The sequence below is a fragment of the Arthrobacter sp. SAFR-179 genome, assembly GCF_059414945.1.
Map to the genome: position 1 here is coordinate 254,222 of NZ_JBPFDM010000002.1, position 25,025 is coordinate 279,246.

The window sequence follows — 25,025 nt, forward strand, 5'->3', positions numbered from 1 at the left end:
AGGTATCAACTTCATATCGGCCTCATATCGTTCCCGTTGCAGTTGCCGTCGAGGAGGCAAAGAGCGCCGGAGCGGCTTGGCCACTGTGTAATGCTGGAAATCCAGCATCAGCTGGAACACCAGGCCGCCAGGGGGATCGGCCCGCCACGCCAGGAAAGGACAAGGGCAGGACAGTGCCGGAAACCTCTGCGCCCGAAAGGGCTGGACGACCCATGGGCCGTCTGCGCCCCGCCGTCCTGGCAGGAATCCTGGTCCTGGTTCCGGTCCTGGCGGGCTGCACGGCCGAGGGCGGTCCCGCCCCCACCGGTACCGCCGCGTCGGTCCCGGCCACGGGCGGCACCATGCCGGACACGCTTTCCACCAGCGCCCCGCTGGAAACCACGCAGTCCTCCAACAAAGCCCCGGTCTACTGGATCGGCCGCAGCGGCGGGAACATCTTCCTTTACCGGGAATTCCGTGATGTCCCGGAGCAGGAGAACCCTGTCACCCGCGCCCTTCGGGCCATGATGTCGGAGAAACCGCTGGACCCCGACTTCTTCACGCCGTGGCAGAACCCTGACAAACTGGCCACCTCGATTTCGGGCAAGGACGTCATCACCGTGGATGTCTCCGCCGACGCCTTCAACAGCAATCTCGACGCCGACATGGCTGCCCGCGCCATCCAGCAACTGATCTACACGGCAACCGCTGCTGCCGCCAGTTCCGGCCTGATCGACACCGGCCAGCAGATCCGGGTCCGCATCCTGGTGGATGGCCACACCGACTATGTGGCGTTCGGCAGCGTCCAGCTGGGCGCGCTGATGACCCGTGCCGCCGGCCTGGTGGCCCCGGTCTGGATCATTGACCCCCAGGAGGGCGCCGAGGTCCCGGGGGGCAGCGTCAAGATTACTGGCCGCAGCACGTCCCCGGGGGCGAAGCTCCGCTGGCAGATCCTGCAGTCACCGGACGGCGGCAGCAAGGCGCCCTTCCTCACCGGTGAAACCACGGCGGGGGCCGAACAGGGGCAGGCCGGTGTCTTCACGCTGGCCCTCAGCCTTCCGCCTGGCGATTACGTGCTACGGATGGCCCAGGCCGGTTCCGGAGGGGAGCCGGACCGGAACGAGGACACCAGGTCCTTTAGGGTCCGGTAGCCGTTCAGCGGCCAAGGACGTCGCTGGCAAGCACGACGGCGGCCGGCCCGGCAGTGGAGGACCGCAGGACGTGGTGCCCCAAGAGGGCGGTCACGGCGCCTTTATCGCAGAGTTTGGTTACTTCGCGCGGACTGATGCCGCCCTCCGGACCGACGATCAGCAGGATTTCCCGGGGCGCGGCGCTTTCATCATTCGACCGCCACGCCTCCAGGACCGTGCGCAGCGGGCGTACGGCGTCTTCGTGCAGGATGACAGCCAGGTCGGCGGCCTCCACGGCAGCCGAAAGCCCGGCGGTGTCGACGGCGGGGCGCACCTCGGGAATCCAGGCGCGCCTGGCTTGTTTGGCGGCTGCGGCGACGGTGGACTCCCATTTGGCATGCGCCCGGGCTGCCCGGTCGCCCTTCCAGCGGACGATGGACCGTTCGGACTGCCAGGGGATGACGGCGTCGATGCCCAGTTCGGTGGCGGTCTCGATGGCCAGTTCGTCACGGTCGCCCTTGGCCAGCGCCTGCACCAGCACCAGCCGGACGTCCGGCCTGTCTTCAACGGTGAGGGTCGCGCACTCCACCTCGAGGCCGGAGGGGGCAGCAGAGACGACTTTGCCGGTCATCCGGGTGCCGGCGCCGTCGACAATGTCCACCGCTTCGCCCGGGGACAAACGCTTGACGGTGACGGCGTGGCGCGCCTCCGCCCCCTCGAGGACGAAAAGTTGGCCGGCAGCCATGCCGTTCAACGCACCGGCGGCCGTGAAGAAGACGGGATTGCTCACCGCTACAGGTTACCGAGCCGGTCCCGGAGCTTGGCGAACATGCCGCCGCTGGCAGCGAGCTTGCCCTCGGTGATCTGTTCGCCACGGAGCTTGGCAAGCTGGCGCAGCAGGTCCTCCTGGGCGGGGTCGAGCCTCGCCGGAGTGTCCACCTGGAGGTGCACCTTCAGGTCGCCGCGGCCGTATCCCCTGAGGTGCGTGACACCGAGGCCGCGCAGGGTGATGATCTCCCCCGACTGGGTGCCGGGCTTGACGTCGATCTCCTGGGTGCCGTCAAAGGTTTCCAGGCTGACGTCCGTGCCCAGGGCAGCCGCCGTCATGGGGATATGCAGGGTGGCGTGCAGGTCGTCGCCTTCCCGCACGTAGGTGGCATCGTTGTTGACGCGGATCTCCACGTACAGGTCACCGGCCGGACCGCCCGCGGGGCCGGCCTCGCCCTGTCCGGAGAGCTGGATCCGGGTTCCGGTGGCCACGCCGGCGGGAACCTTGATGGTCAGGGACCGGCGGCTGCGGATACGGCCCTGGCCGCTGCACTCGTTGCAGGGGTCCTTGATGACCGTGCCGAAACCTTCGCAGGTGCCGCAGGGGGCGGCCGTCATGACCTGGCCGAGGATGGAGCGGACGGCCCGCTGGACCTGGCCGCTGCCGCCGCAGATGTCGCAGCGTTCGGGATGGGTGCCGGGGCGGCAGCAGGATCCGTCGCAGGTGGGGCAGACCACGGCGGTGTCCACTTCGAGTTTCTTGTTGACGCCGAACACGGCGTCACGGAGATCGATCCGAACGCTGATGAGGGCGTCCTGGCCGCGCCGGACACGCGAGGCCGGACCGGAGGTTCCGCCGGCGCCGAAGAACGTGTCGAAGATGTCCTGGAACGCGAACCCCTGGCCCGCGTAGCCTGCGCCGCCGAAGCCGTTGTCGGTGCCGTTCTCGTTGCCGGTGGTGTCATAGATCCGGCGCTTCTGGGGATCGGAAAGCACCTCGTAGGCGTGGGTTACTGCCTTGAACCGTTCTGACGCGTCCGCTCCGGGGTTTACGTCAGGGTGGAGGGTGCGGGCCAGCTTGCGGTAGGCCTTTTTGATTTCTTCGCCCGTAGCTTCGGGTGAGACTCCAAGGACGTCATAGTGGCTGCTCAAAGTTCGTATCTCTTCCTTGTTGTACTTCGTTCAGTTGGGCGGCCCGGCTCTTGCTTCCCGGCCGGAGCAGGCTCCGGCGGTTGAGAGTCAGGGCCCCAAAATCCTGGAAAGGTAGCGCGCCACTGCCCGGACGGCGGCCATGGTGGTGGGATAGTCCATCCGGGTGGGCCCGAGGATCCCTACTTTCGCGGCGCTGTCCGGACCGTAACCGGTGGCCACGACGGAGGCCTCGGCAAGGCCGTCGTACGGGTTCTCCCTTCCGATGCTGACAGCGACACCCCGGTGGTCCTGGGCCATTTCGCTCAACAACCGCAGCATCACCACCTGCTCCTCAAGCGCCTCGAGCACCGGGCCGATGCTGAGGGGGAAGTCCACGTTCGACCTGGCAAGGTTGGCTGTGCCTGCCATGACCATCCGCTCTTCCCGGCTGTTTTGCGCCAGGCCCTCCAGCCCGATCGCCAGTGCGTGTGCCGCCTGCCGCTGCTGGTGCGGGGTTGCGGCCACGACGGCGGGCAGAGCCTGGGCCAGTTGACTCAGCGGTGTTCCGCCCAGCGCGCCAAGGAACCGGGTGCGCAGTTCAGCCAGAGCGTCGTCGCCAAGATCCTGCCCGACGTCGATCACCCGCTGCTCCACCTTGCCGCTGTTGGCGATCAGGACTACAAGGACCTTGCGGGGGGCGAGCAGGACGAATTCGATATGGCGGACAAGTGCCCTGCTCAGGTGCGGATACTGCACCACGGCCACCTGGTTGGTCAGCTGGGACAGCAGCCGGACCGTACGTTCCAGCACGTCGTCGAGGTCGTCCGCGCCTTCGAGCAGGGACTGGATGGCGCGGCGCTCGGCTGCCGACAGCGGCTTGACAGCCGAGATCTGGTCGACGAAGAGCCGGTAGCCCTTGTCGGTGGGAATCCGGCCGGCGCTGGTATGCGGGGCGGTGATCAGCCCCTCATCCTCCAGGGCGGCCATGTCGTTGCGGATGGTGGCGCTGGAAACACCAAGATGATGCCGCTCCACCAGGGCTTTTGACCCAACCGGTTCGCGGGAGTGGACGTAGTCCTCCACGATGGCCCGCAGTACTTCCAGCTTGCGTGGCTCGCTCACTCTCCACCTCCTCCATGGTTCGGGGCGCATGCCCCTCCCGATGCAACCCACTGTTAGCACTCGACATGCCCAAGTGCTAACAGTCTATTATGCCTCGGCCCGTTGTTAGCATTGGTACCGCTCCGGGCGAAATTCCGGTGCTGAGGACCTAGCGCTAGGCGGATCGAATCCATGGATTACCAGAACTGGGGCCCACGGGGCATATCGGCTCCCGCACGGACGGAACTGCCTGAGGTTCCCGTGGAGCGCGGCATGGTGCTCGAGGAAGTGCAGTCCGGCTGGGTGGGTGCCGTGACGCGGGTGGAGAAATCCGGTGGAATGCATGTGGTGGCGCTGGAGGACAGGCGGGGTAAGTCCCGTTCCTTCCGTCTTGGCTTCGGTTTCCTGCTTGAGGGCCAGCCCATCCGGTTGATGCCGCCGGCGCCACGGCCTGCCGCCGCCGGTCCGGCAGCGGGACGGACGGCCTCGGGATCGGTACGGGTGGCCGGGCAGCGCGCCCAGGTAGCCAAGGCCAGCCGGATCTGGGTGGAAGGCAAGCACGACGCCGAACTGGTGGAAAAAGTCTGGGGAGATGACCTCCGGGTGGAAGGCATCGTCGTCGAGCCCCTGCACGGTATTGACGACCTCGCCGCAGCCGTGGCGGACTTCAGGCCCGGCCCCGGCCGGCGGCTCGGCGTCCTGGTGGACCATCTGGTACCCGATTCCAAGGAGTCCCGCATCGCGGAAGCCGTCATGGCCTCCCCGGGTGCCGCCGGGAACGTCCTGATCGTCGGACACCCGTACGTGGACGTATGGCAGGCGATCCGTCCCGCTGTCCTTGGGATCGACAAATGGCCTGCCGTACCCCACCGGCAGGACTGGAAGACCGGGATCCTGAAAGCCTTCGGCTGGCCCCACGCGACCAAGGAAGACATCGGCCTTGGGTGGCAGAAACTGCTGGGCGCCGTACGCACGTATGCCGACCTCGAAGCATCCCTGCTGGGCAGGGTTGAAGAAGTGATCGATTTCCTGACCGTGCCCTGAAGGGCGGAAGGCCGGCCGGGACCCAGTATTCTTGGTAGTGCGGTTCCTTATGTGAGGCACTGCAGCATTTTTCCGGCCCTGCACGCGTTTTCACGCACTGCACGCGCCGGGATCCGTACCCAGCACCACTTGCACCTTCGAAGGAACAGACTGTGGCAGAAAACGCACGTGATCACAGGGACGGCCAGGGCCGTTCCGAGTACCATGGCGTCCCCGCCAATGCCCTGCCGCTGACGGCCAGCGAAGACCGCCAGTGGGCAACGCTCGCGCACTTCGGCGGGATCCTGGGCTGCATCCCGTCACTGCTGATCTATTTGATCTTCCGTGACCGCGGGCCGTTCACCGCCCAGGAGTCCAAGGAAGCGCTGAACTTCAGCCTGCCGCCCACCATTGCCGCCGTGCTGGCCAACATCCTGGTGTTCATTCCCTATGTCGGGAACATCTTCGCGGTTATTGCCACGCTGATCTGGGTGGCGCTCACTTGCTTCTCCGTCGCCGCCGGGATCCACGTCAACCGGGGCCAGCCGCACCGCTACCAGTACAACCTGCGCTGGATCAAGTAGTCAGTCCGGCAGGACCCGGCGTACCACTGCGTCTGCCAGGAGCCTGCCCTTCAAGGTCAGGACCAGCCGCCCGCGGAAGGCAGCGGCAGGATCCACCAGGCCGTCGGCGATAAGCCCGGCCACCTCATGCCGTCCCCCGGCACTAAGCGTCGAGACGTCCAGGCCGGACTGCAGGCGCGCTTCCAGCATGACCCGCTCCATGTTCCTGGTTTCCGCGTCCAGGGTTTCGCGGCCGGCGGCCGGTGAAAGCCCCTGTGACAGCCTGTTCGCATAGGCCGATGGGTGCTTGACGTTCCACCAGCGGACCCCGCCCACATGGGAGTGCGCGCCGGGGCCGATTCCCCACCAGTCGTCGCCCCGCCAGTAGGCGAGGTTGTGGCGGCAGGCCTGTTCCGGAGTCCTGGCCCAGTTGCTGACCTCGTACCAGCCAAGCCCGGCCCCGGTGATCAGCTGGTCGGCGAGCTCGTACTTGTCGGCGTGGTCGTCGTCGTCGATTCCCGGAACCTCGCCGCGGCGCATTTGCGCAGCCAGCTTGGTGCCCTCCTCGACGATCAGCGCGTACGCGCTGATGTGGTCGGGGCCGTAGGAGAGCGCGGTCTCCAGGGAGTGGCGCCAGTCGGCCAGCGACTCCCCCGGCGTCCCGTAGATCAGGTCCAGGCTCACAGCCAGTCCGGCCTCGCGCGCCCACTGCACCACCTGCGGCACGCGGCTCGGCGTGTGGGTGCGGTCCAGGACCTTGAGGACGTGCGGAACGGCGGACTGCATGCCGAAGGAGACCCTGGTGAAACCGGCCTCCTTCAGGACGGCAAGGGATTCGGGTGTGACCGAATCCGGGTTCGCCTCCGTGGTGACCTCGGCGCCGTCCTCAATGCCCCACTGGTCGATGGCGGCCCGAAGGATCATGGCCAGGTCATCCGCGGGCAGCAGCGTGGGTGTGCCGCCGCCAAAAAAGACGGTGCCCAATTTGCGGGCAGGAACGCCCGACGCCGAGAGGACCTTCGCTGCCATCGCCACCTCTGCGGCGGCCGTGCCGGCATAGGCATCCTGGGAGGCTCCGCCGCCAAGTTCCGTGGCGGTGTACGTGTTGAAGTCGCAGTAGCCGCAGCGCACGGCGCAAAACGGGATGTGGACGTACAAGCCGAAGGCCCGGTCCGCCGCACCGACCGCTGCCTGGGGAGGCAGCAGACCGTCCGACGGCGCCGGGTCACCGAGGGGAAGAACGCTGGGCATCAGCGGGTCCCCCGCTGCGCGGTGGTCACTTCTTCTTGGCCTTGTCCTTTGATTCGTCGGTGGTCAGGGCGGCGATGAACGCTTCCTGCGGCACCTCCACGGTACCCACCATCTTCATGCGCTTCTTGCCTTCTTTTTGCTTCTCCAGCAGCTTGCGCTTACGCGAGATGTCACCGCCGTAGCATTTCGCCAACACATCCTTGCGGATGGCACGGATGCTTTCGCGGGCGATGATCCTGGAGCCGATGGCTGCCTGGATGGGTACCTCGAACTGCTGCCGCGGGATGAGTTCGCGGAGCTTGCCGGTCATCATCACGCCGTAGGCATACGCCTTGTCCCGGTGCGTGATGGCGCTGAAGGCATCCACCTGTTCGCCCTGGAGCATGATGTCCACCTTCACCAGGTCGGCAACCTGCTCACCGTCGGCTTTCCAGTCGAGGGAGCCGTAGCCGCGGGTCTTCGACTTCAGGATGTCGAAGAAGTCGAACACGATCTCAGCCAGCGGCAGGCGGTAACGGATTTCCACCCGGTCCTCCGAGAGGTAGTCCATGCCGCCCAGGACGCCACGGCGGGCCTGGCAAAGTTCCATGATGGCGCCGACGAATTCGCTGGGGGCCAGGATGGTGGCGGACACCATGGGTTCGCGGACCTCGGCAATCCTGCCGGAGGGGTATTCGCTGGGGTTGGTCACCCGGACAACCTTCTTGTCCTCAAGGGTTACCTCGTACTCCACGTTCGGTGCGGTGGAGATGAGGTCAAGGTTGTATTCGCGTTCCAGGCGTTCGCGGGTGATCTCAAGGTGCAGGAGACCCAGGAAGCCCACGCGGAAGCCGAAGCCGAGCGCAGCGGAGGTCTCCGGTTCGTACACCAGCGCGGCGTCGTTGAGCATGAGCTTTTCGAGGGCGTCACGGAGCACGGGGTAATCGGCCCCGTCCAGCGGGTACAGGCCGGAGAACACCATCGGCTTGGCATCGGCGTAGCCGGGGAGCGACTGGGCTGCCGGCTTGGCCAGGTTGGTGACGGTATCGCCCACCTTGGACTGCCGGACGTCCTTCACGCCGGTGATGAGGTAGCCTACTTCACCGACGCCAAGGCCCTTGGACGGTGTGGGTTCCGGGGAGCTGACGCCGATTTCCAGCAGCTCGTGGGAGGCCCTGGTGGACATCATCTGGATGCGCTCACGGGGGTGGAGCATGCCGTCCATTACGCGGACATAGGTCACCACGCCGCGGTAGGTGTCGTACACCGAGTCGAAGATCATGGCGCGGGCGGGCGCATCGGGGTCGCCCTTCGGCGCAGGCAGGTCGCGGACGATCTTGTCCAGGAGGGCTTCCACTCCGACGCCGGTCTTACCGGAGACGCGCAGGACGTCCTCCGGATCCCCGCCGATCAGGCTGGCCAGTTCGGCCGCGTACTTTTCGGGCTGCGCCGCAGGCAGGTCGATCTTGTTCAGCACCGGGATGATGGTGAGGTTGTTTTCCATGGCCAGGTACAGGTTCGCCAGCGTCTGGGCCTCAATGCCCTGCGCCGCATCCACCAGCAGGATTGCGCCCTCGCAGGCCGCCAGCGACCTGGACACCTCGTAGGTGAAGTCCACGTGGCCGGGGGTGTCGATCATGTTCAGCGCATAACTGACCCCATCAACCTCCCACGGCATGCGGACCGCCTGGGACTTGATGGTGATGCCGCGTTCGCGCTCAATGTCCATCCGGTCCAGGTACTGGGCCTTCATGTCACGGGCCTGAACCACCCCGGTGGACTGCAGCATCCGGTCAGCCAGGGTGGACTTGCCGTGGTCAATATGCGCGATGATGCAAAAGTTCCGAATAATGGCCGGATCTGTCGCGGCGGGCACCGGTGCGGTGCGGGCCATGGGAGACACGCAGGGTCCTTACTGTTGGCATTTCTGCAGCCACCGGCAGGCACGCGAAAAGGCGCCAGCGGTCCAGCCGCACATCTTGAACATCCAGTGTCCCACGTCCCGGACGCACGCACCGCATCCTGACCGGGCCGTATACCTATGTCGGCGGAGCCACCGCCGCTAGGCTTACGCGATGGCCATCGATCTCCGCTCCCTAGGAAACGCCGTCCGCCGCGGCCTGCGCATACTGCAGAAACGGCACACGTCCGCATCCGCGCGGGACCAAAGTCTGGGCAACAGGCGCCCCGCATCCGGCGGCGGAGTTCCCGACAGGTCGGCCAGCTATCCCGGTGATTACCACGGACGCGCCTCCGTTCACTACGCCCCCCAGCCGGATGGCGACCCGGATCCGGGCGAAGTGGTGTGGGCCTGGGTCCCCTTCGAAGAGGACCATGGCAAGGGGAAGGACCGGCCCGTGCTGCTGGTGGGGCATAACGGGCCGTTCCTCCTGGGGCTGATGCTGACCAGCCGGGACAGGGTTCCCGCCGACTCGGCGTCCACCGAGTACATTGACCTTGGCGCCGGGGACTGGGACAGCCAGGGCAGGGCCAGTGAAGTACGGCTGGACCGCATCCTGCAGATCCGCCCGGACAGCATCCGGCGGGAGGGCGCAGTGCTGGACAGGGCGCGGTTTGAGAAAGTGGCGTCGGGGCTGCGCCGGCGACACGGCTGGACCTGAGCGCCGCAAATGGCCAGTGCCACCGCTGACCTGCTATTCTTTATTGCTGTGTGTCCGTGCAGGTCGACGGTCACTGATGGCTGGCCGCCATAGGTATCCCCACGCCGCTCAGTCAAGGCCAGCCTGAAAGCCCTCTAGACCATTTCCGCATTACAAAGAGAGTTCACACGTGGCGAATATCAAGTCCCAGAAGAAGCGCATCCTGACCAACGAGAAGGCACGCCTGCGCAACAACGCAGTCAAGTCTGAGCTGAAGACGGCCATCCGCGCCGTCAACACCGCCGTTGAGTCCGCTGACAAGGAAGCTGCTACTACTGCGCTCGTTACTGCCAGCCGTAAGCTGGACAAGGCTGTCAGCAAGGGTGTTCTGCACAAGAACAACGCAGCGAACCGCAAGTCGGCGATCTCCAAGAAGGTCAACGCACTCTAAGGTTTCCAGTTCCCACGAACTGATGGTGTGGCCGGTACCGGAAGGTACCGGCCACACGCTTTTAATCTTGGACCTGCCTGCGCGTGTGCTATCTGCCCTGTACTGACATGGCGATCACGGTCACGGCATGCTCGACGGCGTAGACCGGGTCCCGGGACAGGCCCTTGACCTGCGCGTCGGCCTCCGCCGTGGCCTGGATGGAGCGCACCAGGCCTTCGGGGGTCCAGCGGCGGACGTCGCGCTGTGCCTGCTCCACCAGCCAGGGCTGCATGCCCAGTTCGGCCGCGATCTGGGCGGAGGATCCCGAGGCGCCGGCCACCCGCGCAACAGTCCTCAGCTTCGACGCGAGGGCTGCCACCAGGGGCACAGGGTCGGCACCGGTGGCAAGGGCATGGCGCAGGGTGGACAGGGCCACGGGGGCGTTCCCTGCCATTGCGGCGTCGGCAACCTTGAATGCGGTGGCCTCGATCCGTCCGCCGTAGTACTTGTCCACGGTGTCGGTGGTGACAGTGCTCCCGGCGTCGGCGATCAGTTGCGAGCAGGCGGCGGCGAGTTCTGAGAGGTCCGCGCCCACGGCATTCACCAGGGCCTGGACGGCGTCCTGGTTGATGCGGCGTCCGGCCGCCTTGAACTCCGCCATGACGAATGCCACCTTGTCGGCGTCCTTCTTCAACGGCTGGCAGTCAACAACCGGCCAGCCGCCTTTCCTGACGGCATCGAGGAGCTTCTTGCCGCGCACCCCGCCGGCGTGCCGAAGCACCACGACGGCGTCCTGTTCCGGGTGCTGCAGGTACGCGAGGGCGTCGGCAAGGAAGGCGTCGTTCATCCCTTCCACGGCTTCCACTTCAATCAGCTTGCTTTCACCGAACAGGGAAGGGCTCACCTGCATGGTCAGGGCGCCGGCCTCATACCCTGCGGCGTTGATGCGGCTCAGTTCGACGTCCGGCGCAGCCGCCCTGACCTGGGACCGGATCCTGTCCATGGCCCTGATTCCAAGGTACTCTTCCGGCCCGCTCACCAGCACGATCGCTGCCGGGGCTACGTCCCGCCAGGAGGCTGTGTTCGACGCCGGGGAGCGGCTTGCCCGCTTTTGCGCAACGGCCATCGAAGGTCCCTTCCGGAGGTGATATTGCAGTATCCCAGCCTGCCACGTCTGCGCCCGGTGTCCAAGCTGCGGCGGCGGGGGAAGTGCTGCGGCCGCGGCTCCATCAGCCCGAGCAAGGCCACCGTGACGGCGTGTGCTTCCCGGACCTTCCGGAGAAGCCTCAGGGGCCGGGCAGCTGCCCATACGGCGGAAAGGGTCAGGGCTGATAACAGCACCATGGACAGCAGCCCGGGCAGGCCCTCCGGCCAGGGAAGGGCGGAGCCGGGCAGCTGTGCCGCGAACCTGGCAATGGCGGAGACGCCGGCACAGAACATTCCAGCCATGGCTATCAGGACCGTTCCAGCCCACGGCAACAGGACCACCAGGGGCACCGCGGCCGTTCCCAGCAGGGTCACCGGAGTGACCAGGGGTGAGGCGAGGACGTTCGCCACCAGAGAGTAGGTTGCAAATTGGGGCTGCAGGAGGACGATGACGGGTCCGCATAACAGCTGTGCGGACAGCGGAACCGCCACCGCGGCGGCGGCCCATCGGGGCACGGCCAGGGGGATCCAACCGATGATCGGCCCGCCCAGCAGAATGATACCCAGCGTGGCGAGGACCGATAACAGGAAGCCGAAGCTGGTTCCCAGTGCAGGGTCGGCCAGCAGGAGCCCGATGACAGCCAGGCAAAGGAAGCTCAGTCCGCGCCCTGACCGTCCGCCGGCCAGGGACGCCACGCCAATGGCACCCATGAGCGCTGCGCGCAGGACGCTGGCGTCGGGTCCCACCAGGACCACGAAGAGGCCCAGGCCGGAGAGGGCAGCGGCCGCGGCAGGAGCACGGGGCAGCCGGAACCGCCGGCCCAACAACAGCAAAGACCCCAATACGAGGCTGCAGTTTGCCCCGCTGACCGCTGTCAGGTGGGTCATTCCCACCGCCTTCATTGCGTTGTCCAGTCCCTCGTCCAGCGCGCTGGTATCACCGGTGACCATGCCCGGCAGGAGGCCTCGCGCATCAGGGTCCAGGAAAGCGGAGGCGGAAACAAAGCGTCCCCGAAGTTCCCGGGCTGATCCCTCCAATGCCGAGCCGCCCGTGGCCTTGAGGGGAGCCGTTGAAGCGGCCAGCGTTCCTGCCTCCTGCTCCCCTGGCTCAGCAGGACGCAGCTTGCCCGATGCACGCAGTGTTTGCCCCGGCACCACCGTGCCCCATCCTTGCCCACCCATGACGGTGAGGCAGGCCCGTGTGCGCACCAGCATGCCGCCGGTGGTCAGTTCCTGCGTCCACACCGGCACGGACCACCGTCCCGAGGACCCGCCCGGGCCTGCCATGGCCCGCGGATTTCCCGCCACCTCCACGACGACGACCGCTGACTTGCCGGCGTTGACCGCCCCGGCCAGCGGCCCATCAAACCGCTGGCTGGAGGAGGTAGCAGAGTGGGCTGCGGCGGCAGCTGCCAGCATCAGGGCGACGCCCAGCGTGGCGGGGAAGCTCCGTCCCCTGGCTTTGCGGCGCCGGGTCCGTTCGTCGCGGCCGACGGCGGGGCACGGCTTGTGAGCCCGTCCGCCTTTGGCTGCATGGACAAGGAGTAAGCCGCCCACTACCGCCAGTGCGGAGCACAGGACGGCCAGCCCCACAGGCGGCAGCCAGAGCCCGGCCACTGATGCGCCCCAGGCCGACACCGCCGGAAGGGCGAGGCGGAGGTCTGTGCGGCGGCGTGGTCCCCCGCGGCTGGAATCATCCTCTTCCCGGGCTTTGCCGTTATTGGCCAGCCGCTTGCGGACGTAGCCCACAGCACGCGCCCGGTGCGCCCGGAGCGGGGGTTGCTCTTGTAGTGACCTGCGCTGTTTTGCCGGCACCCGTGGTGTCAATGGGACTCCCGGCAGGGACCACGGGGAAGGTGTTTCCGAACGCTCCGTTGCCCCCGGCGGCGGCAGGGCCTGCGGATCCACCCCTGCACCGTGCACGGCGGACTCAATGAACCGGTTCCAGGGACTGGGGCGTGCACCTCCGCCGCTGGTGGCGGGGCCACCCCTTCCCTGCCCTGCGCCCCTGCGGCGCCCGCCCGGTTCCGCTCCCATGGCGCCTTAGACCGTCACCAGTGGCAGCAGGGCTTCAAGCATTTTGGGCCCGACTCCATCCACCGCATCCAGCTCTTCGACGCTCTTGAAGGAGCCATGTTCCTTCCGCCAGTCGACGATCCGCTGGGCCAGCACCGGCCCTACCTTTGGCAGGGTGTCCAGCGTGGCGGCGTCCGCTGTGTTGAGGTTGACCTTTCCACTAACAGATCCAGTGCCGGAGGCCCCCGTGCCGGCTCCGTCCGTGCCGTCCGGCCCTGCGGCGTCCGGTGCGGCGGACAGGGGCTCCCCGTGTTGCGGAACGTAGATCTTCTGCCCGTCCTCCACGACGAGTGCAAGGTTAAGCCTGTTCACGTCTGCGTCCTGTGCCGCACCGCCCGCGGCGGCGATGGCGTCGTCAACGCGGCTGCCCTGTTGGAGCCGGATGACACCGGGTTTGGCCACGGCGCCGGCAACATGGACCACTACTGCCCCGGCCGGCGCAGCGCCGCCCTGCCCGCTGCCGGCGTCGGGTGACGTTGCCGTCCCGGCCTGGGCGGCCCCACTGTCCCCATCAGCCAAGCTTTCATGGGGAGGCCCGCCGGAACTGGCAGCGTTCAAGGGAAGTACCTCGGGAGCCGCCGCCCCGGCCTGCCACCAAAACCAGGACGCCGCGGCAACGGCCAGGGCAGCAAGCAGCACGGCGACACGGAGCCCCACACGCCACCGAAGCGAAGGCGGCCCACTGGAACCGTTCCCGGAGCCACTGCCGGGTTCAGTTCCGCCCGGGTCGCCTGGTTCCCCTGTTCCGCCCGGGTCATCGGAACCCCGGTACACAAAACCGTCAAGGCCCGGTCCGTCCGCCAGGAGCCCGGAAGCTCCCTCCCCCAGGGTTGCCCGGAGCCTGGCCCTCACATGGCGCGCCTGCGGACCTGCTCCTCCAGCATCCCGGCGTGACATAGCTCCACCCTAGGAACACGGGCGGTTACCCGGCAGCAGCCAAAGGCGCTATGTGGAAAGAGCCGCTCCGGTCCCCGGCCCGTCGGCGGTCCTGCCCACGATGACCGCAAGCACACCCAGCCCCGCATGGGCAGCCAGGACCGCCGGAAGGGAGCTGATCTGGGCCGGGGGGCAGTCGGGAAGCGCCGCTTCCAATCTGGCAGCCAGGCTCTCCGCCTCTTCCGGGTTACCAAAGTGATGGACGGCCAGGCGCACGGACCCAGCCGGACGCGCTGCCGCTTGGGCCACCACGATTTCCTCCAGGCGCGCCACTGCCCTGGCACCTGAGCGCACCTTCTCCAACGGGACGATCCTGCCGCCGTCGACCGCCAGGATGGGTTTGATGGCGAGCATGGTGCCCAGCAGCGAGGCCGCCGCCCCGATGCGCCCGCCGCGGCGCAGCTGTTCCAGGCTGGGGACGTAGAAGAAAACCTTGGTCCGGGCTGCCTGCGCCACTGCCGCAGCGGCCACCCCGGCACAGTCGGAACCGGCGGCGGCTGCCTCCACTGCGGCCTGCACTGCCATCCCCTGCGCCATTCCGACGGTTCGGGTGTCCACCACTTCCACCGGGATCCCCACCCTGGACGCAGCCAGCCGGGCAGCGTCCGCGGTGCCGGAAAGTTCCCCCGAGATATGGACCGAAACCACAGCCTCGAATCCCCGGCGTTCGGCAGCGCGGTACGCCTGTTCAAATTGCCCTGGTGATGGCCTGGATGTCTTAACCTGGGTTCCGGCGGCCAGCGCCACGGCGATGGTCTCCAGGATGTCGTCTTCGCCCTCGCCATAGATTTCCGGGCCCACCATGACGGGCATGGGTGTCACGGTAAGGATGCCGTCCTGCGGAAGGCTGCCGGCATAGTCCGCAGGCAGGGCAGCTGCGGAGTCGGTAACCACGGCGGTGCGCACCTCGGCGCGGGCGCCGGCATGTCTGGTCCCCGGCCTGGCGCCGGGACGGAGGCCGGACAGCCGTGAACGGACCCATGGCCACGAGGCGGCATTACTGTCAGGCAAGGGGCCTCCTGGAGACAGTGTCCGGCTCAGTTGGCACCGGCCGCCGGAAATTCTCCGACGGCCGGTGTGTGCTGCGGGTGCAGCAGCTATGCCGGAACGATGTTGACCAGCTTAGGGGCACGGACAATGACTGTCCTGATGCCCCGGCCGTCCAGGGCACGCTGGACGTTTTCCGAGGCGAGGGCCAGCTCGCGGAGCTCATCCTCGGAGACGTCCGGAGACACCTCCAGCCGGTCGCGGACCTTGCCCTGTACCTGGACAACGGCGGTGACCGTGTCCTGGACCAGGAGTGCGGGGTCGTGCGCGGGCCAGCCTGCATTGGCTACCGACGCCGGATGCCCCAGCAGGTTCCACATATCCTCGGCGGTGTAGGGCGCGAAGAGGCTGAGGATCACGGCAACAGCCTCGGCAGCTTCGCGGACCGCCGGGTCCGCTGCGCCCGCGCCGGAGTCGATCGCCTTGCGGGTGGCGTTGACCAGTTCCATCAGCTTGGCCACCACGACGTTGAACTTGTTGGCGTCCAGCAGCTCAGCGGCGTCGGCGATGGTACGGTGCGTTACCGAACGCAGGGCACGGTCGCCGGTGGTGGCGTCCACACCGGGCCCACTGGTGACGTCCTGGGCCAGGCGCCAGGCGCGGGCCAGGAACTTGGCAGAGCCCGACGGCGAGACGTCGGCCCAGTCGACGTCGTCCTCCGGAGGGGAGGCGAAGACCATGGTGAGCCGGACCGCGTCCACGCCGAACTTGTCCAGCTGCTCGCCGAGGTCGACACCGTTGCCCAGGGACTTGCTCATGGCCTTGCCGCCGTTGAGCACCTGGCCCTGGTTGAGCAGGGCGCTGAAGGGTTCGTCGGCGTCGATCATGCCGAGGTCGTGGATGACCTTGGTGAAGAAGCGGGCGTACAGCAGGTGCAGGATGGCGTGCTCCACACCGCCGACGTACTGGCCCACCGGCATCCAGTCGTTGATCTTCGCCGGATCGAAGGGTCCCTCGGTGTAGTGCGGGGAGACGAAGCGCAGGAAGTACCAGGAGGAGTCGACGAAGGTGTCCATGGTGTCCGTGTCCCGTTTTGCGGGGCCGTGGCAGGACGGGCATTCCACGTTGACCCATTCTTCGGCAGCCGCCAGGGGCGAGGTGCCCTTGGGGGCCAGGTCCTCGCCACGGAGGTTTGAAGGCAGCGTGACCGGCAGCTGGTGGTCCGGTACCGGGACTTCCCCGCAGGACGGGCAGTGGATGATGGGGATGGGAGTGCCCCAGAACCGCTGCCGGCTCAGCAGCCAGTCGCGGAGCCGGAAGTTTACGAACTTCTCGCCGGTGCCCTGCCGCTCCAGCATGGCGATGGCGGCCGGGATGGCCTCGGCCTTGGGGAGGCCGTCGAGCTCACCGGAGTTGATTAGGGTTCCCTCCCCCGCGGTGGCCGTGCCGGTGACGGCGGGATCCTCCTCGCCGGTGTCCAGGACGGCGCGGACCGGCAGGCCGAAGGCGCGGGCGAAGTCCAGGTCACGCTGGTCATGGGCGGGCACGGCCATGATGGCGCCCGTGCCGTAGTCGGCCAGCACGTAGTCCGCTGCCCACACCGGCAGCTTCTCCCCGTTGAGCGGGTTGATGGCGTACCGGCCGGTGAAGACGCCGGTCTTTTCGCGCTCGGTGGACTGGCGTTCGATCTCCGAGAGCGCCTTGACCTGTTCGCGGTATTCGTCCAGGGCGGCCGCGTGCTCGTCCGTAACAAGGTCGACGGCGATCGGCGCGTCGGCAGCCACCACGAAGAAGGTTGCCCCGTAAAGGGTGTCCGGGCGGGTGGTGAAGACCGTAACCTCCTTGGCGGGCTTGCCGCCGTCGGCCTCGATCACGAAGTTGACGTGCGCACCTTCGGAACGGCCGATCCAGTTCTTCTGCATGGCCAGGACGCGCTCGGGCCAGTGGCCGCGCAGTTCATCCATATCGTCCAGCAGTCGGTCGGCGTAGTCCGTGATCTTGAAGTACCACTGGTTGAGCGATTTCTTGGTCACGGTGGTGCCGCAGCGCTCGCAGGCGCCATTAACCACCTGCTCGTTGGCCAGGACGGTCTGGTCCTTGGGGCACCAGTTGACCGGGGAGTTCTTCCGGTAGGCCAGGCCGCGCTCGTAGAAGCGTTTGAACAGCCACTGGGTCCAGCGGTAGTACTCGGGATCCGAGGTGTGCAGGCGGCGCGACCAGTCGGCGGAAATGGCATACCGCTTGAAGGACGCCGCCTGGGTGTCGATGTTGGCGTAGGTCCACTCGCTGGGGTGGGCGTTGCGCTTGATCGCGGCGTTCTCCGCAGGCAGGCCAAAGGAGTCCCAGCCGATGGGGTGCAGGACGTCGTACCCCTTCTGGCGCAGGTAGCGGGCCACCACGTCACCCATGGCGAACGCTTCGGCGTGCCCCATGTGCAGGTCGCCGGACGGGTACGGGAACATGTCAAGCACGTAGCGGCGTTCCCGGGACCCGTCGTCCACCGGGGTGAAGACCTTGAGGTCTTCCCACACCTGGGGCCATTTGGCCTCCATGGCGGTGAAACTGTAGGTGCCCTCTTCAGGCTCCGCCGATACTGTTGTTGCTGTTCCGGTCTCTGTCTCCGGCTGAACGCCCACTGCTGCCCTCTTCTGTTCTGTTACGGCATCTGTGCTGCCATAACGGCCTGATCCTCCTGCTGCCGGTCCGGCGCACATGCCCCGGACACACAAAAGCCCCTCGCCAAGGGAGGGGCTGCCGCTCAGCTGTCCGATATTCGGAGCCGGCGGCTAACTAAGCAGAAGGATCGCACGCATGGATCTACTTTAGCGCACCGGCACGCCGCACGCCGCAGCCACGGGCGGCCCCCCGTTGCATTACCCGGGGGAAGCGCGCATGATCGTCCCACAACGCAGGGAGGCGGCACACGATGTCAGAGGCAACCGCCGCCGGCTTCGCGGAAGGGGTACCCCTCTCCTTATGGCTGGCAACCGCCGGCGGCACCGACTTTCCCAGGCTGCGCGGCACGGTCGAAGTGGACGTGGCAGTCATCGGGGGCGGCATCGCCGGCCTGACGGCAGCACTGGCCCTGAAGCGCTCGGGGCGCTCGGTGGCCGTCCTCGAGGCGGGCCGGATCGGCACCGGCGTCACAGGCCACACCACCGGCAAGGTGACGTCCCTGCACCGTCTGGCGTACACGGAACTTGACCAAACCCACGGAAGGAGCGCCGCCGGAATCTACGGGCGCGCCAACCAGGCTGCCGTGGAGCACATCGCCGAGGTGGTTGCGGCGGAAGGCATCTCCTGCGGTTTCCGCCGGGTTGCCAACTACACCTTCGCCGCCAGTGGGGACGCCCTGCCGGAGGTGCGCGCGGAAGCCGAACTCGCCGCCAGGCTCGGCCTTCCGTCTGCATTCACAGCCGAGGTACCCCTGCCGTTCCCTGTGACGGGCGCCGTCCGGTTTGACCAGCAGGCCCAGATTCACTCCGTTCAGTACCTCCAAGGACTGGCCGCCAGGGTGGACGGGGAGGGCAGCTTCGTCTTTGAAGGGACCCGCGCGAACGACCTTCAGGAGGGAACCCGGGTGAAGGTTGCTTCCGGCGGCGGCACCGTGCTGGCGGCTGATGCAATCGTTGCCACGAATGTTCCCTTCGGAGACCATGGCCGGTTCGAAGCACTGTGCCCGCCGCACCGCTCCTATATCGTTGCCGCGCCACTGGACGCGCCTGCCGTGGATGCCACCTTTATCAGTGCCGATGAGCCCATGCGGTCGTTGCTGACCGTCAAGCTGAACGGGATGACCTATCTGCTGACCGGCGGCGAGGGCCACCCTGCCGGCGAACGCGTCCATCCGGCCTCGCGCCTTGCCAGCCTGGCAGCCTTCGCGCGCAGCCAGTTCGGCGCCGGACCCGTTGCCTACCGCTGGTCCACCCAGGACGCGGTGCCCCTTGACGGACTGCCGTATGTCGGTCCGCTGAATCCAGAGAGCCGCCATGCCTTCGTCATCACAGGCCTGCGCAAATGGGGACTGACGAACGGCACCGCCGCCGCCCTGATGCTGGCAGACCTGCTCAATGGCACACCCAACGGCTGGGCGCCCCTGTTTGACAGCAACCGCACACCATCACCGACCGGGACACGACTGACCGGGACAAGGCCGGAAGCGTCCACGGCACCAACGCCGGCCGGCACCGGGAACAGTGACGGGACCCGCACGGACGACGCCGCACGGCAGATAGCGGACCTGGCTCCCAATGACGGCACGGTGGTTGAAATTTCCGGGGCAAGCACCGCCTGTTTCCGGGACGAAGCCGGAGGCATCCACGCCGTATCGGCCATCTGCACCCATCTGGGCTGCACGGTGGGCTTCAACCGGGGAGAACGCACCTGGGATTGCCCCTGCCACGGTTCCAGGTTCGACGTGGACGGCAAGGTCATCCAGGGACCGGCCACCGAGGACCTGCCGCAGCAGCCTGCCCCCTAACGCCCTGCACCTCCGACGCCTTGGGACACCCTGCATGTGACACCGGGCACCTGGGCGGGTGTGGTGGAAGACGAACGGGGCCGCCCTGCCGAATCGGCAGGGCGGCCCCGGGAAGGGTGGAGCCTAGCGCACGTCCTCGTCGACCCATTCCATGGACTTGGTGACGGCCTTCTTCCAAAGCCGCATTTGGCGGTCCTGTTCAGCCTTGTCCATCTGCGGTTCCCAACGCTTGTCCTCGGACCAGTTGGCGGAGCATTCCCCGAGGTCCTTCCAGAAACCGACGGCCAGTCCTGCCGCGTAGGCAGCTCCCAGTGCCGTGGTTTCAATGACTTTGGGGCGGATGACCGGGACGCCCAGGATGTCGGCCTGGAACTGCATGAGCGCGTCATTGGCCACCATGCCGCCGTCGACCTTCAACTCACTCAGCGGCACGCCGGAGTCGGCGTTGACCGCGTCCAGCACCTCGCGGGTCTGGAACGCGGTGGCCTCCAGCGCCGCCCGGGCAATGTGGTTCTTGTTGACGAACCGGGTGAGGCCAACAATCGCACCGCGGGCGTCGGAACGCCAGTACGGGGCGAACAGGCCGGAGAACGCCGGAACGATGTACACGCCACCGTTGTCCTTGACGGACGCGGCCAGGGTTTCCACCTCAGGGGCGCTGCTGATCATGCCAAGGTTGTCGCGGAGCCACTGGATGAGGGAGCCAGTGACGGCAATTGAACCTTCGAGGGCGTAGTGCGGCTTGGCATCGCCCAGCTTGTAGCCCACCGTGGTGAGGAGCCCGTTCTTCGAATGGACGATTTCCTCGCCCGTGTTGAAGATCAGGAAGCAGCCCGTGCCGTAAGTGTTCTTCGCTTCGCCGGCATCGAAGGCAGCCTGCCCGAAGGTGGCCGCCTGCTGGTCGCCAAGGATGCCCGCCACCGGCGTCTCGCGGAGCAGCTGGGAGCTGTGGACGGTGCCGTACACCTCGGAGGAGGACTTGATCTCCGGCATCATGCTGCGGGGCACGCCGAAGATGCGCAGGATTTCGTCGTCCCACTGCAGCGTTTCGAGGTCCATGAACAGGGTCCGGGAGGCGTTGGTGACGTCGGTGACGTGGACGCCGCCGTCCACGCCGCCGGTCAGGTTCCACAGGACCCAGGCGTCGGTGTTGCCAAAGACCAGGTCCCCGGCCTCCGCCTTTTCCCGCGCGCCGTCAACGTTGTCCAGGATCCATTTGATCTTGGTGCCGGAGAAGTAGGTGGCCAGCGGCAGGCCCACTTTCTGTTTGAAGCGGTCCGCGCCGCCGTCCCTGCCCAGTTCGTCCACGATGTCCTGGGTTCGGGTGTCCTGCCACACGATGGCGTTGTACACCGGCTTGCCGGTGGTCTTGTCCCACACCACCGCGGTTTCACGCTGGTTGGTGATTCCGACGGCGGCAATATCGTGCCGCGTCAGGTTCGCCTTGGAGAGGGCTGAGCCGATGACCTCACGGGTGTTGTTCCAGATCTCCGTGGCGTCGTGCTCCACCCACCCTGCCTGCGGGAAGATCTGCTCGTGTTCCATCTGGCCGGAGGAGACAATGGCGCCGCTGTGGTCGAAGATGATGGCGCGGGTGCTGGTGGTGCCCTGGTCGATGGCGATTACGTACTGGTTCATGATGACGTCCTTGTCTTGTTAATGGCTGTGGTGAGTACGGGTCAGGAAGCGGCCGTGATGATGATCGGGACAATCCGGGCGACGAGTCCGCCCAGGGCGCCGCCTACAAGCGGGCCAACCACCGGGATCCAGGCATAACTCCAGTCGCTGGAGCCCTTGCCCCTGATGGGAAGCACTGCGTGGGCGATGCGGGGTCCCAGGTCACGGGCAGGGTTGATGGCGTAGCCGGTGGGGCCGCCGAGGGAAACACCGATGCCGACGACGAGCAGCGCCACTGCCAGCGGGCCGAGCCCCGAGGGGGTACCGCCCAGGGTGAGGATGACGAAGACCAGCACAAAAGTACCGATGATTTCGGTGATCAGGTTCCATGGGGTGGACCGGATGGCAGGGCCGGTGGAAAAGGTACCGAGCTTGCCTGCGGGCTCCGGCTCGTCGTCGAAGTGCTGCTTGTAGGCCAGCCAGCAGACCACGGCGCCGAGGAATGCACCCACCATCTCGCCCCCGAAGTAGGTGAGGGTGGAAGCGAAGTCTACGGTGACTCCCGGCGCATACTCAGCCTTGCCATTGAGCAGCAGGCCGAGCGTGACGGCAGGGTTCAGGTGTGCGCCCGACTTGGCGGCGACGAAGACACCACAGAAGACGGCAATGCCCCATCCCCAGGTGACCATCAGGAAGCCGCCACTGTTGCCTTTTGTCCCCCGCAAAGCCACGTTGGCAACGACGCCGCAACCCAACAGGGTCAGCATGCCCGTGCCAAAGACTTCGGAGAGGAAGACTATTCCTAGAGACATCTTTGACTCCATTTCTTTGTTTAGTTGTCGGTCCTCCGCGGGTGAAGGACCGTGTGGCCGGGACGCCGTAACGCCCCGGCCGGAAACCTGGCCTTAGGCGACCAGGCTGTGCGTTTCCACACGGTGGAAACGCTGCAGCACGTCCTGTGCGTGCTTGATCTCAGCGGCGCGCGCTGTCGCATCCCACTTGAGCGGGACGGACAGAACTTCCGCCACTTCATTGAGGAGTTCTCCGGTAACCAGCCCGCGGAAGGCCAGGGAGGTACGCCGGATGAGGACGTCCACAAGGTGCCCCACCTGCTCATTGGCCGCCATGAATTCCAGTTCGCGGACGCTCAGTTCGCGGGTGGACCGCAGCGCGTGGTCAGGCTCGGCATCGAGGTAGGCGATGACCTCTTCTGCCCTTGTCCCGTAGCGGGTCAGCAGCCCGGCCGTGCGGTCTGCATCGCGCCCGGGAGCCATGTGCGCCTTGATCCACTTCTGCACGCCGGCTTCGTCGGCAGGGAAACCGGCGCCGCCGCCGATGGGCAGCTGCGCTGTCGAGACCTTGCGCTGCATGCCCAGTTCGCTGAGGACATCGTTGGTGAGGTGCTCTGCGAGGGCGCGGAAGGTGGTCCACTTGCCGCCCACCAGGCTCAGCACGACGGCGCCGCTTCCGTCGGGTCCGGAGGTGCGGCGTTCGATGCGGTAGTCACGGGAGACGAAGCCGGGCTGGGTTGCGTCATGGCTGGGCAGGGGGCGGACGCCCGAGAACGTGTAGACGATGTCGTCAGGGGTGACGTCGATGGAGGGGAAGACGTGGCCGATCAGGTCGAAGAAGTACTGGATTTCCTCATCGGTGCAGACAGCGTCCTCCGACATGTCCGCGTCAACGTCCGTGGTGCCTACCAGGACACGGTCCCCCATCGGGTAGATCAGGACGATTCGGCCGTCGGTGTGCTCGAAGAAGATTTCCCGGCCGCGGCAGGCGGCGAGGAGGCCGGGGTGGTCCAGTACGATGTGGGATCCCTTGGTGCCTCCCATGAAGGATGATGCCGCGCCCATTGCACCGTTGGTGAGGTCCACCCAGGCGCCGGTGGTGTTGATGATGACGTCCGCGGTGAAGTCGAATTCCTCGCCGGTGAGTTCGTCGCGAAGGCGGACGGTACTTCCCCGCCCGGTCCCCGGGTTGGGAACCGGCGACATGGACTGCAGCGAGAGGTAGTTGCTGGCCCGGGCCGTATCGCCCTGGGCGCTGGTGCTCTCCGGGGTCCCCGGCCGGCCGGCCTTTTCGCCATCCTGCAGGACGTCCAGGGTCAGACGCTCGGGATTGTGGACCGAAGCATCGAAGTAGGTGGCGGTGTACTTGACGTCCGGCCGCAGGGCGGGCAGTTCCTGGAGGGCCGCCTTGTGGGTACGGAACTGGTGCCGCGGAACCGTCCCGCCGTCCCTGGAGAACGAATCGTAGAGGCTGAGGCCCACCTTGATGAGGAACGCGCCGCGCTCCTTCGGCTTGCCCTGCTGCTTATGGGTCAGGAAACGCAGTGGCGCCGACAGAACACCGGAGAACGTGCTGAAGATCGGGATGGTTGTCTGCAGCGGCTTGACGTAGTGCGGGGCAATCCGCAGGAGGCGGTTGCGTTCCACCACGGACTCGCGGACCAGGCGGAACTCGCCGTTTTCCAGGTAGCGGATGCCGCCGTGGATCATGTGCGAGGACGCGCCGCTTGCTCCCTGGCAGTAGTCACCGCGCTCTACCAGTGCCACGTCCACGCCCTGCAGTGCCAGGTCACGGAACGTCCCCACGCCGTTGATGCCACCGCCCACCACCAGTACTTTCGCGTGCGGCCGCCGCCGCAGGCTGTGGACCGACGGGCGTTCCGCCCCGGGCCGGGGCGCTGACGCAGAGGGTTGAACAGTTGAATCCTTGGGTCCCAAAACGACTCCCTTGGGGCTTTGTGATGATGCGGTCACCGCTGGATGGCGCCGCCGTTCTGCTCTATTGTTCGGAGAAATGGAAAATGGAGTCAAGGACTATGCACGAACGTGCAGAAGGGAACTGAGATGGCACTTTCACGGGACGCAGATGCCCTCCGAGCTGCACAAATGTATTACCTGCAGGACCTGACCATGGACGCGATTGCCCGTGAACTGCACACCTCCCGGTCCACGGTTTCCCGGCTGTTGTCCTCGGCAAGGGAATCCGGTTTGGTGCAAATCCAGATCCGCAACCCGCTGGACACCGGCCCCGAGCTGGAGGGGATGATCCGGCGCCGGTACAACCTGGACGTCCACGTGGTCCCCATCCTTGGGACGCTTAATGAAGCCGAAACGCTGGACCGCGTCGCCATGCAGGCGGCACGCACCATTGGGCCGCTGGTGGACTCGAACGCCATCATTGGCGTGGCCTGGGGATCGACGCTCAGTGCCGTCAGCCGGCACCTCACCAGGAAGATCACGCACGACAGCGTCATCGTCCAGCTCAATGGTGCCGGAAACATGCACACTACGGGCATCACCTACGCAAGCGACATCATGCGCAGGTTCGGCAGCGCCTACGGGGCGCGGGTGGAGCAGTTCCCCGTTCCGGCCTTCTTCGACCATGCCGCCACCAAGACGGCCATGTGGAATGAACGCAGCGTGCAGCGCGTCCTGGAATTGCAGGCAAAGATGAGCATCGCCATTTTCGGTGTGGGTTCGGTCCACGCTGACTATCCGAGCCACGTCTACGCGGGCGGGTACCTGGATGAGGACGACCTGAACGCACTGGCCACGTCGGACGTGGTGGGCGACGTTGCCACTGTCTTTTTCCGGGCCGACGGTTCCTCTGACGGAATCGTCCTTAACGAAAGGTCCACGGGGCCGGCGCTTGCCCAGCTCCGCCAGGTGCGCCGCAGGATCTGCGTGGTGTCGGGGGTTTCCAAGATCAACGGCCTCCGCGGAGCCCTGGCAGCCAGGCTGGCCACCGACCTGATCCTGGACGAAGCCACCGCACGGCGCCTGGTCGATTACGAGGGACTGACCAGCTGAAGTGGGT

General features: G+C 66.6%; 20 protein-coding genes. 7 read left to right on the top strand and 13 right to left on the bottom strand.

Annotated features, from left to right (window positions below; genetic code table 11):
• The first annotated feature begins 212 nt into the window (after positions 1-212).
• Positions 213-1,130, top strand: a complete 918-nt coding sequence (locus tag ACR65K_RS05550) for a GerMN domain-containing protein (protein WP_056336745.1) — start codon at positions 213-215, stop codon at positions 1,128-1,130.
• A 4-nt stretch (positions 1,131-1,134) separates the two neighbouring features.
• On the opposite strand, the gene ACR65K_RS05555 is transcribed toward ACR65K_RS05550, so the two are convergent.
• The 3 genes from ACR65K_RS05555 to hrcA form a co-directional block, all read right to left on the bottom strand.
• Entirely contained in the window at positions 1,135-1,899 is a 765-nt protein-coding gene (locus tag ACR65K_RS05555; RefSeq protein WP_440151662.1) for a 16S rRNA (uracil(1498)-N(3))-methyltransferase, read from the bottom strand.
• Positions 1,900-1,901: 2 nt separating this feature from the next.
• Positions 1,902-3,029, bottom strand: coding sequence for a molecular chaperone DnaJ (gene dnaJ, locus ACR65K_RS05560; protein ID WP_056336740.1), 1,128 nt, complete (start codon positions 3,027-3,029; stop codon positions 1,902-1,904).
• An 87-nt stretch (positions 3,030-3,116) separates the two neighbouring features.
• On the bottom strand, positions 3,117-4,130 hold the full coding sequence (gene hrcA / locus ACR65K_RS05565; protein WP_056336737.1) for a heat-inducible transcriptional repressor HrcA: 1,014 nt from the start codon (positions 4,128-4,130) through the stop codon (positions 3,117-3,119).
• Between the two features lie 171 nt (positions 4,131-4,301).
• Between hrcA and ACR65K_RS05570 the strand changes: the two genes are divergently transcribed.
• Positions 4,302-5,153, top strand: coding sequence for a DUF3097 family protein (locus ACR65K_RS05570; protein WP_440151664.1), 852 nt, complete (start codon positions 4,302-4,304; stop codon positions 5,151-5,153).
• Positions 5,154-5,305: 152 nt separating this feature from the next.
• Positions 5,306-5,716, top strand: a complete 411-nt coding sequence (locus ACR65K_RS05575; RefSeq protein WP_056336732.1) for a DUF4870 domain-containing protein — start codon at positions 5,306-5,308, stop codon at positions 5,714-5,716.
• Here the strand turns inward: ACR65K_RS05575 and hemW are convergent, their stop codons facing one another.
• Positions 5,717-6,946 (bottom strand): radical SAM family heme chaperone HemW, encoded by a 1,230-nt coding sequence (gene hemW / locus ACR65K_RS05580; protein WP_440151666.1) that lies wholly within the window; start codon positions 6,944-6,946, stop codon positions 5,717-5,719.
• A 25-nt stretch (positions 6,947-6,971) separates the two neighbouring features.
• Positions 6,972-8,828, bottom strand: coding sequence for a translation elongation factor 4 (gene lepA / locus ACR65K_RS05585; RefSeq protein WP_440151668.1), 1,857 nt, complete (start codon positions 8,826-8,828; stop codon positions 6,972-6,974).
• 172 nt (positions 8,829-9,000) lie between these two features.
• On the opposite strand from lepA, the gene ACR65K_RS05590 reads away from it, so the two are divergent.
• Complete coding sequence (locus ACR65K_RS05590; RefSeq protein ID WP_440151670.1) at positions 9,001-9,546, top strand: type II toxin-antitoxin system PemK/MazF family toxin; 546 nt, start codon at positions 9,001-9,003, stop codon at positions 9,544-9,546.
• Between the two features lie 169 nt (positions 9,547-9,715).
• Entirely contained in the window at positions 9,716-9,976 is a 261-nt protein-coding gene (rpsT, locus tag ACR65K_RS05595; RefSeq protein ID WP_043454339.1) for a 30S ribosomal protein S20, read from the top strand.
• Between the two features lie 88 nt (positions 9,977-10,064).
• Here the strand turns inward: rpsT and holA are convergent, their stop codons facing one another.
• From holA to leuS, 5 genes are all read right to left on the bottom strand, one after another.
• Positions 10,065-11,081, bottom strand: a complete 1,017-nt coding sequence (gene holA / locus ACR65K_RS05600; RefSeq protein ID WP_056336716.1) for a DNA polymerase III subunit delta — start codon at positions 11,079-11,081, stop codon at positions 10,065-10,067.
• Positions 11,015-12,850, bottom strand: a complete 1,836-nt coding sequence (locus ACR65K_RS05605) for a ComEC/Rec2 family competence protein (protein WP_440151672.1) — start codon at positions 12,848-12,850, stop codon at positions 11,015-11,017. Before ACR65K_RS05605 ends, holA begins: the two co-directional genes overlap by 67 nt.
• 294 nt (positions 12,851-13,144) lie before the next feature.
• Positions 13,145-14,074, bottom strand: a complete 930-nt coding sequence (locus ACR65K_RS05610) for a ComEA family DNA-binding protein (RefSeq protein WP_440151673.1) — start codon at positions 14,072-14,074, stop codon at positions 13,145-13,147.
• A 48-nt stretch (positions 14,075-14,122) separates the two neighbouring features.
• Positions 14,123-15,124, bottom strand: a complete 1,002-nt coding sequence (locus ACR65K_RS05615) for a DegV family protein (protein WP_440151675.1) — start codon at positions 15,122-15,124, stop codon at positions 14,123-14,125.
• A gap of 86 nt (positions 15,125-15,210) precedes the next feature.
• On the bottom strand, positions 15,211-17,736 hold the full coding sequence (gene leuS / locus ACR65K_RS05620) for a leucine--tRNA ligase (RefSeq protein WP_440151677.1): 2,526 nt from the start codon (positions 17,734-17,736) through the stop codon (positions 15,211-15,213).
• Positions 17,737-18,026: 290 nt separating this feature from the next.
• Here leuS and ACR65K_RS05625 point away from each other — a divergent pair, with 290 nt between their 5' ends.
• Positions 18,027-19,580 (top strand): FAD-dependent oxidoreductase, encoded by a 1,554-nt coding sequence (locus ACR65K_RS05625; protein ID WP_440151678.1) that lies wholly within the window; start codon positions 18,027-18,029, stop codon positions 19,578-19,580.
• A gap of 123 nt (positions 19,581-19,703) precedes the next feature.
• On the opposite strand, the gene glpK is transcribed toward ACR65K_RS05625, so the two are convergent.
• From glpK to ACR65K_RS05640, 3 genes are all read right to left on the bottom strand, one after another.
• The gene (gene glpK, locus ACR65K_RS05630; protein WP_142031323.1) at positions 19,704-21,218 is read right to left on the bottom strand and encodes a glycerol kinase GlpK; all 1,515 of its coding nucleotides are present in this window, start codon (positions 21,216-21,218) and stop codon (positions 19,704-19,706) included.
• A gap of 41 nt (positions 21,219-21,259) precedes the next feature.
• Positions 21,260-22,009, bottom strand: coding sequence for an MIP/aquaporin family protein (locus ACR65K_RS05635; protein WP_440151679.1), 750 nt, complete (start codon positions 22,007-22,009; stop codon positions 21,260-21,262).
• Between the two features lie 93 nt (positions 22,010-22,102).
• Entirely contained in the window at positions 22,103-23,926 is a 1,824-nt protein-coding gene (locus ACR65K_RS05640) for a glycerol-3-phosphate dehydrogenase/oxidase (protein ID WP_440151681.1), read from the bottom strand.
• A 126-nt stretch (positions 23,927-24,052) separates the two neighbouring features.
• Between ACR65K_RS05640 and ACR65K_RS05645 the strand changes: the two genes are divergently transcribed.
• Positions 24,053-25,018 (top strand): sugar-binding transcriptional regulator, encoded by a 966-nt coding sequence (locus ACR65K_RS05645; protein WP_056336912.1) that lies wholly within the window; start codon positions 24,053-24,055, stop codon positions 25,016-25,018.
• Positions 25,019-25,025: the final 7 nt, after the last annotated feature.

Excerpts from the sequence above, each read along its gene's own strand:
- ACR65K_RS05550 (WP_056336745.1), top strand. The coding sequence starts at position 213 with ATGGGCCGTCTGCGCCCCGCCGTCCTGGCAGGAATCCTGGTCCTGGTT.
- ACR65K_RS05570 (WP_440151664.1), top strand. The coding sequence starts at position 4,302 with ATGGATTACCAGAACTGGGGCCCACGGGGCATATCGGCTCCCGCACGG.
- hemW (WP_440151666.1), bottom strand. The coding sequence starts at position 6,946 with ATGCCCAGCGTTCTTCCCCTCGGTGACCCGGCGCCGTCGGACGGTCTG.
- ACR65K_RS05590 (WP_440151670.1), top strand. The coding sequence starts at position 9,001 with ATGGCCATCGATCTCCGCTCCCTAGGAAACGCCGTCCGCCGCGGCCTG.
- holA (WP_056336716.1), bottom strand. The coding sequence starts at position 11,081 with ATGGCCGTTGCGCAAAAGCGGGCAAGCCGCTCCCCGGCGTCGAACACA.
- ACR65K_RS05610 (WP_440151673.1), bottom strand. The coding sequence starts at position 14,074 with ATGTCACGCCGGGATGCTGGAGGAGCAGGTCCGCAGGCGCGCCATGTG.
- ACR65K_RS05625 (WP_440151678.1), top strand. The coding sequence starts at position 18,027 with ATGTCAGAGGCAACCGCCGCCGGCTTCGCGGAAGGGGTACCCCTCTCC.
- glpK (WP_142031323.1), bottom strand. The coding sequence starts at position 21,218 with ATGAACCAGTACGTAATCGCCATCGACCAGGGCACCACCAGCACCCGC.
- ACR65K_RS05635 (WP_440151679.1), bottom strand. The coding sequence starts at position 22,009 with ATGTCTCTAGGAATAGTCTTCCTCTCCGAAGTCTTTGGCACGGGCATG.
- ACR65K_RS05645 (WP_056336912.1), top strand. The coding sequence starts at position 24,053 with ATGGCACTTTCACGGGACGCAGATGCCCTCCGAGCTGCACAAATGTAT.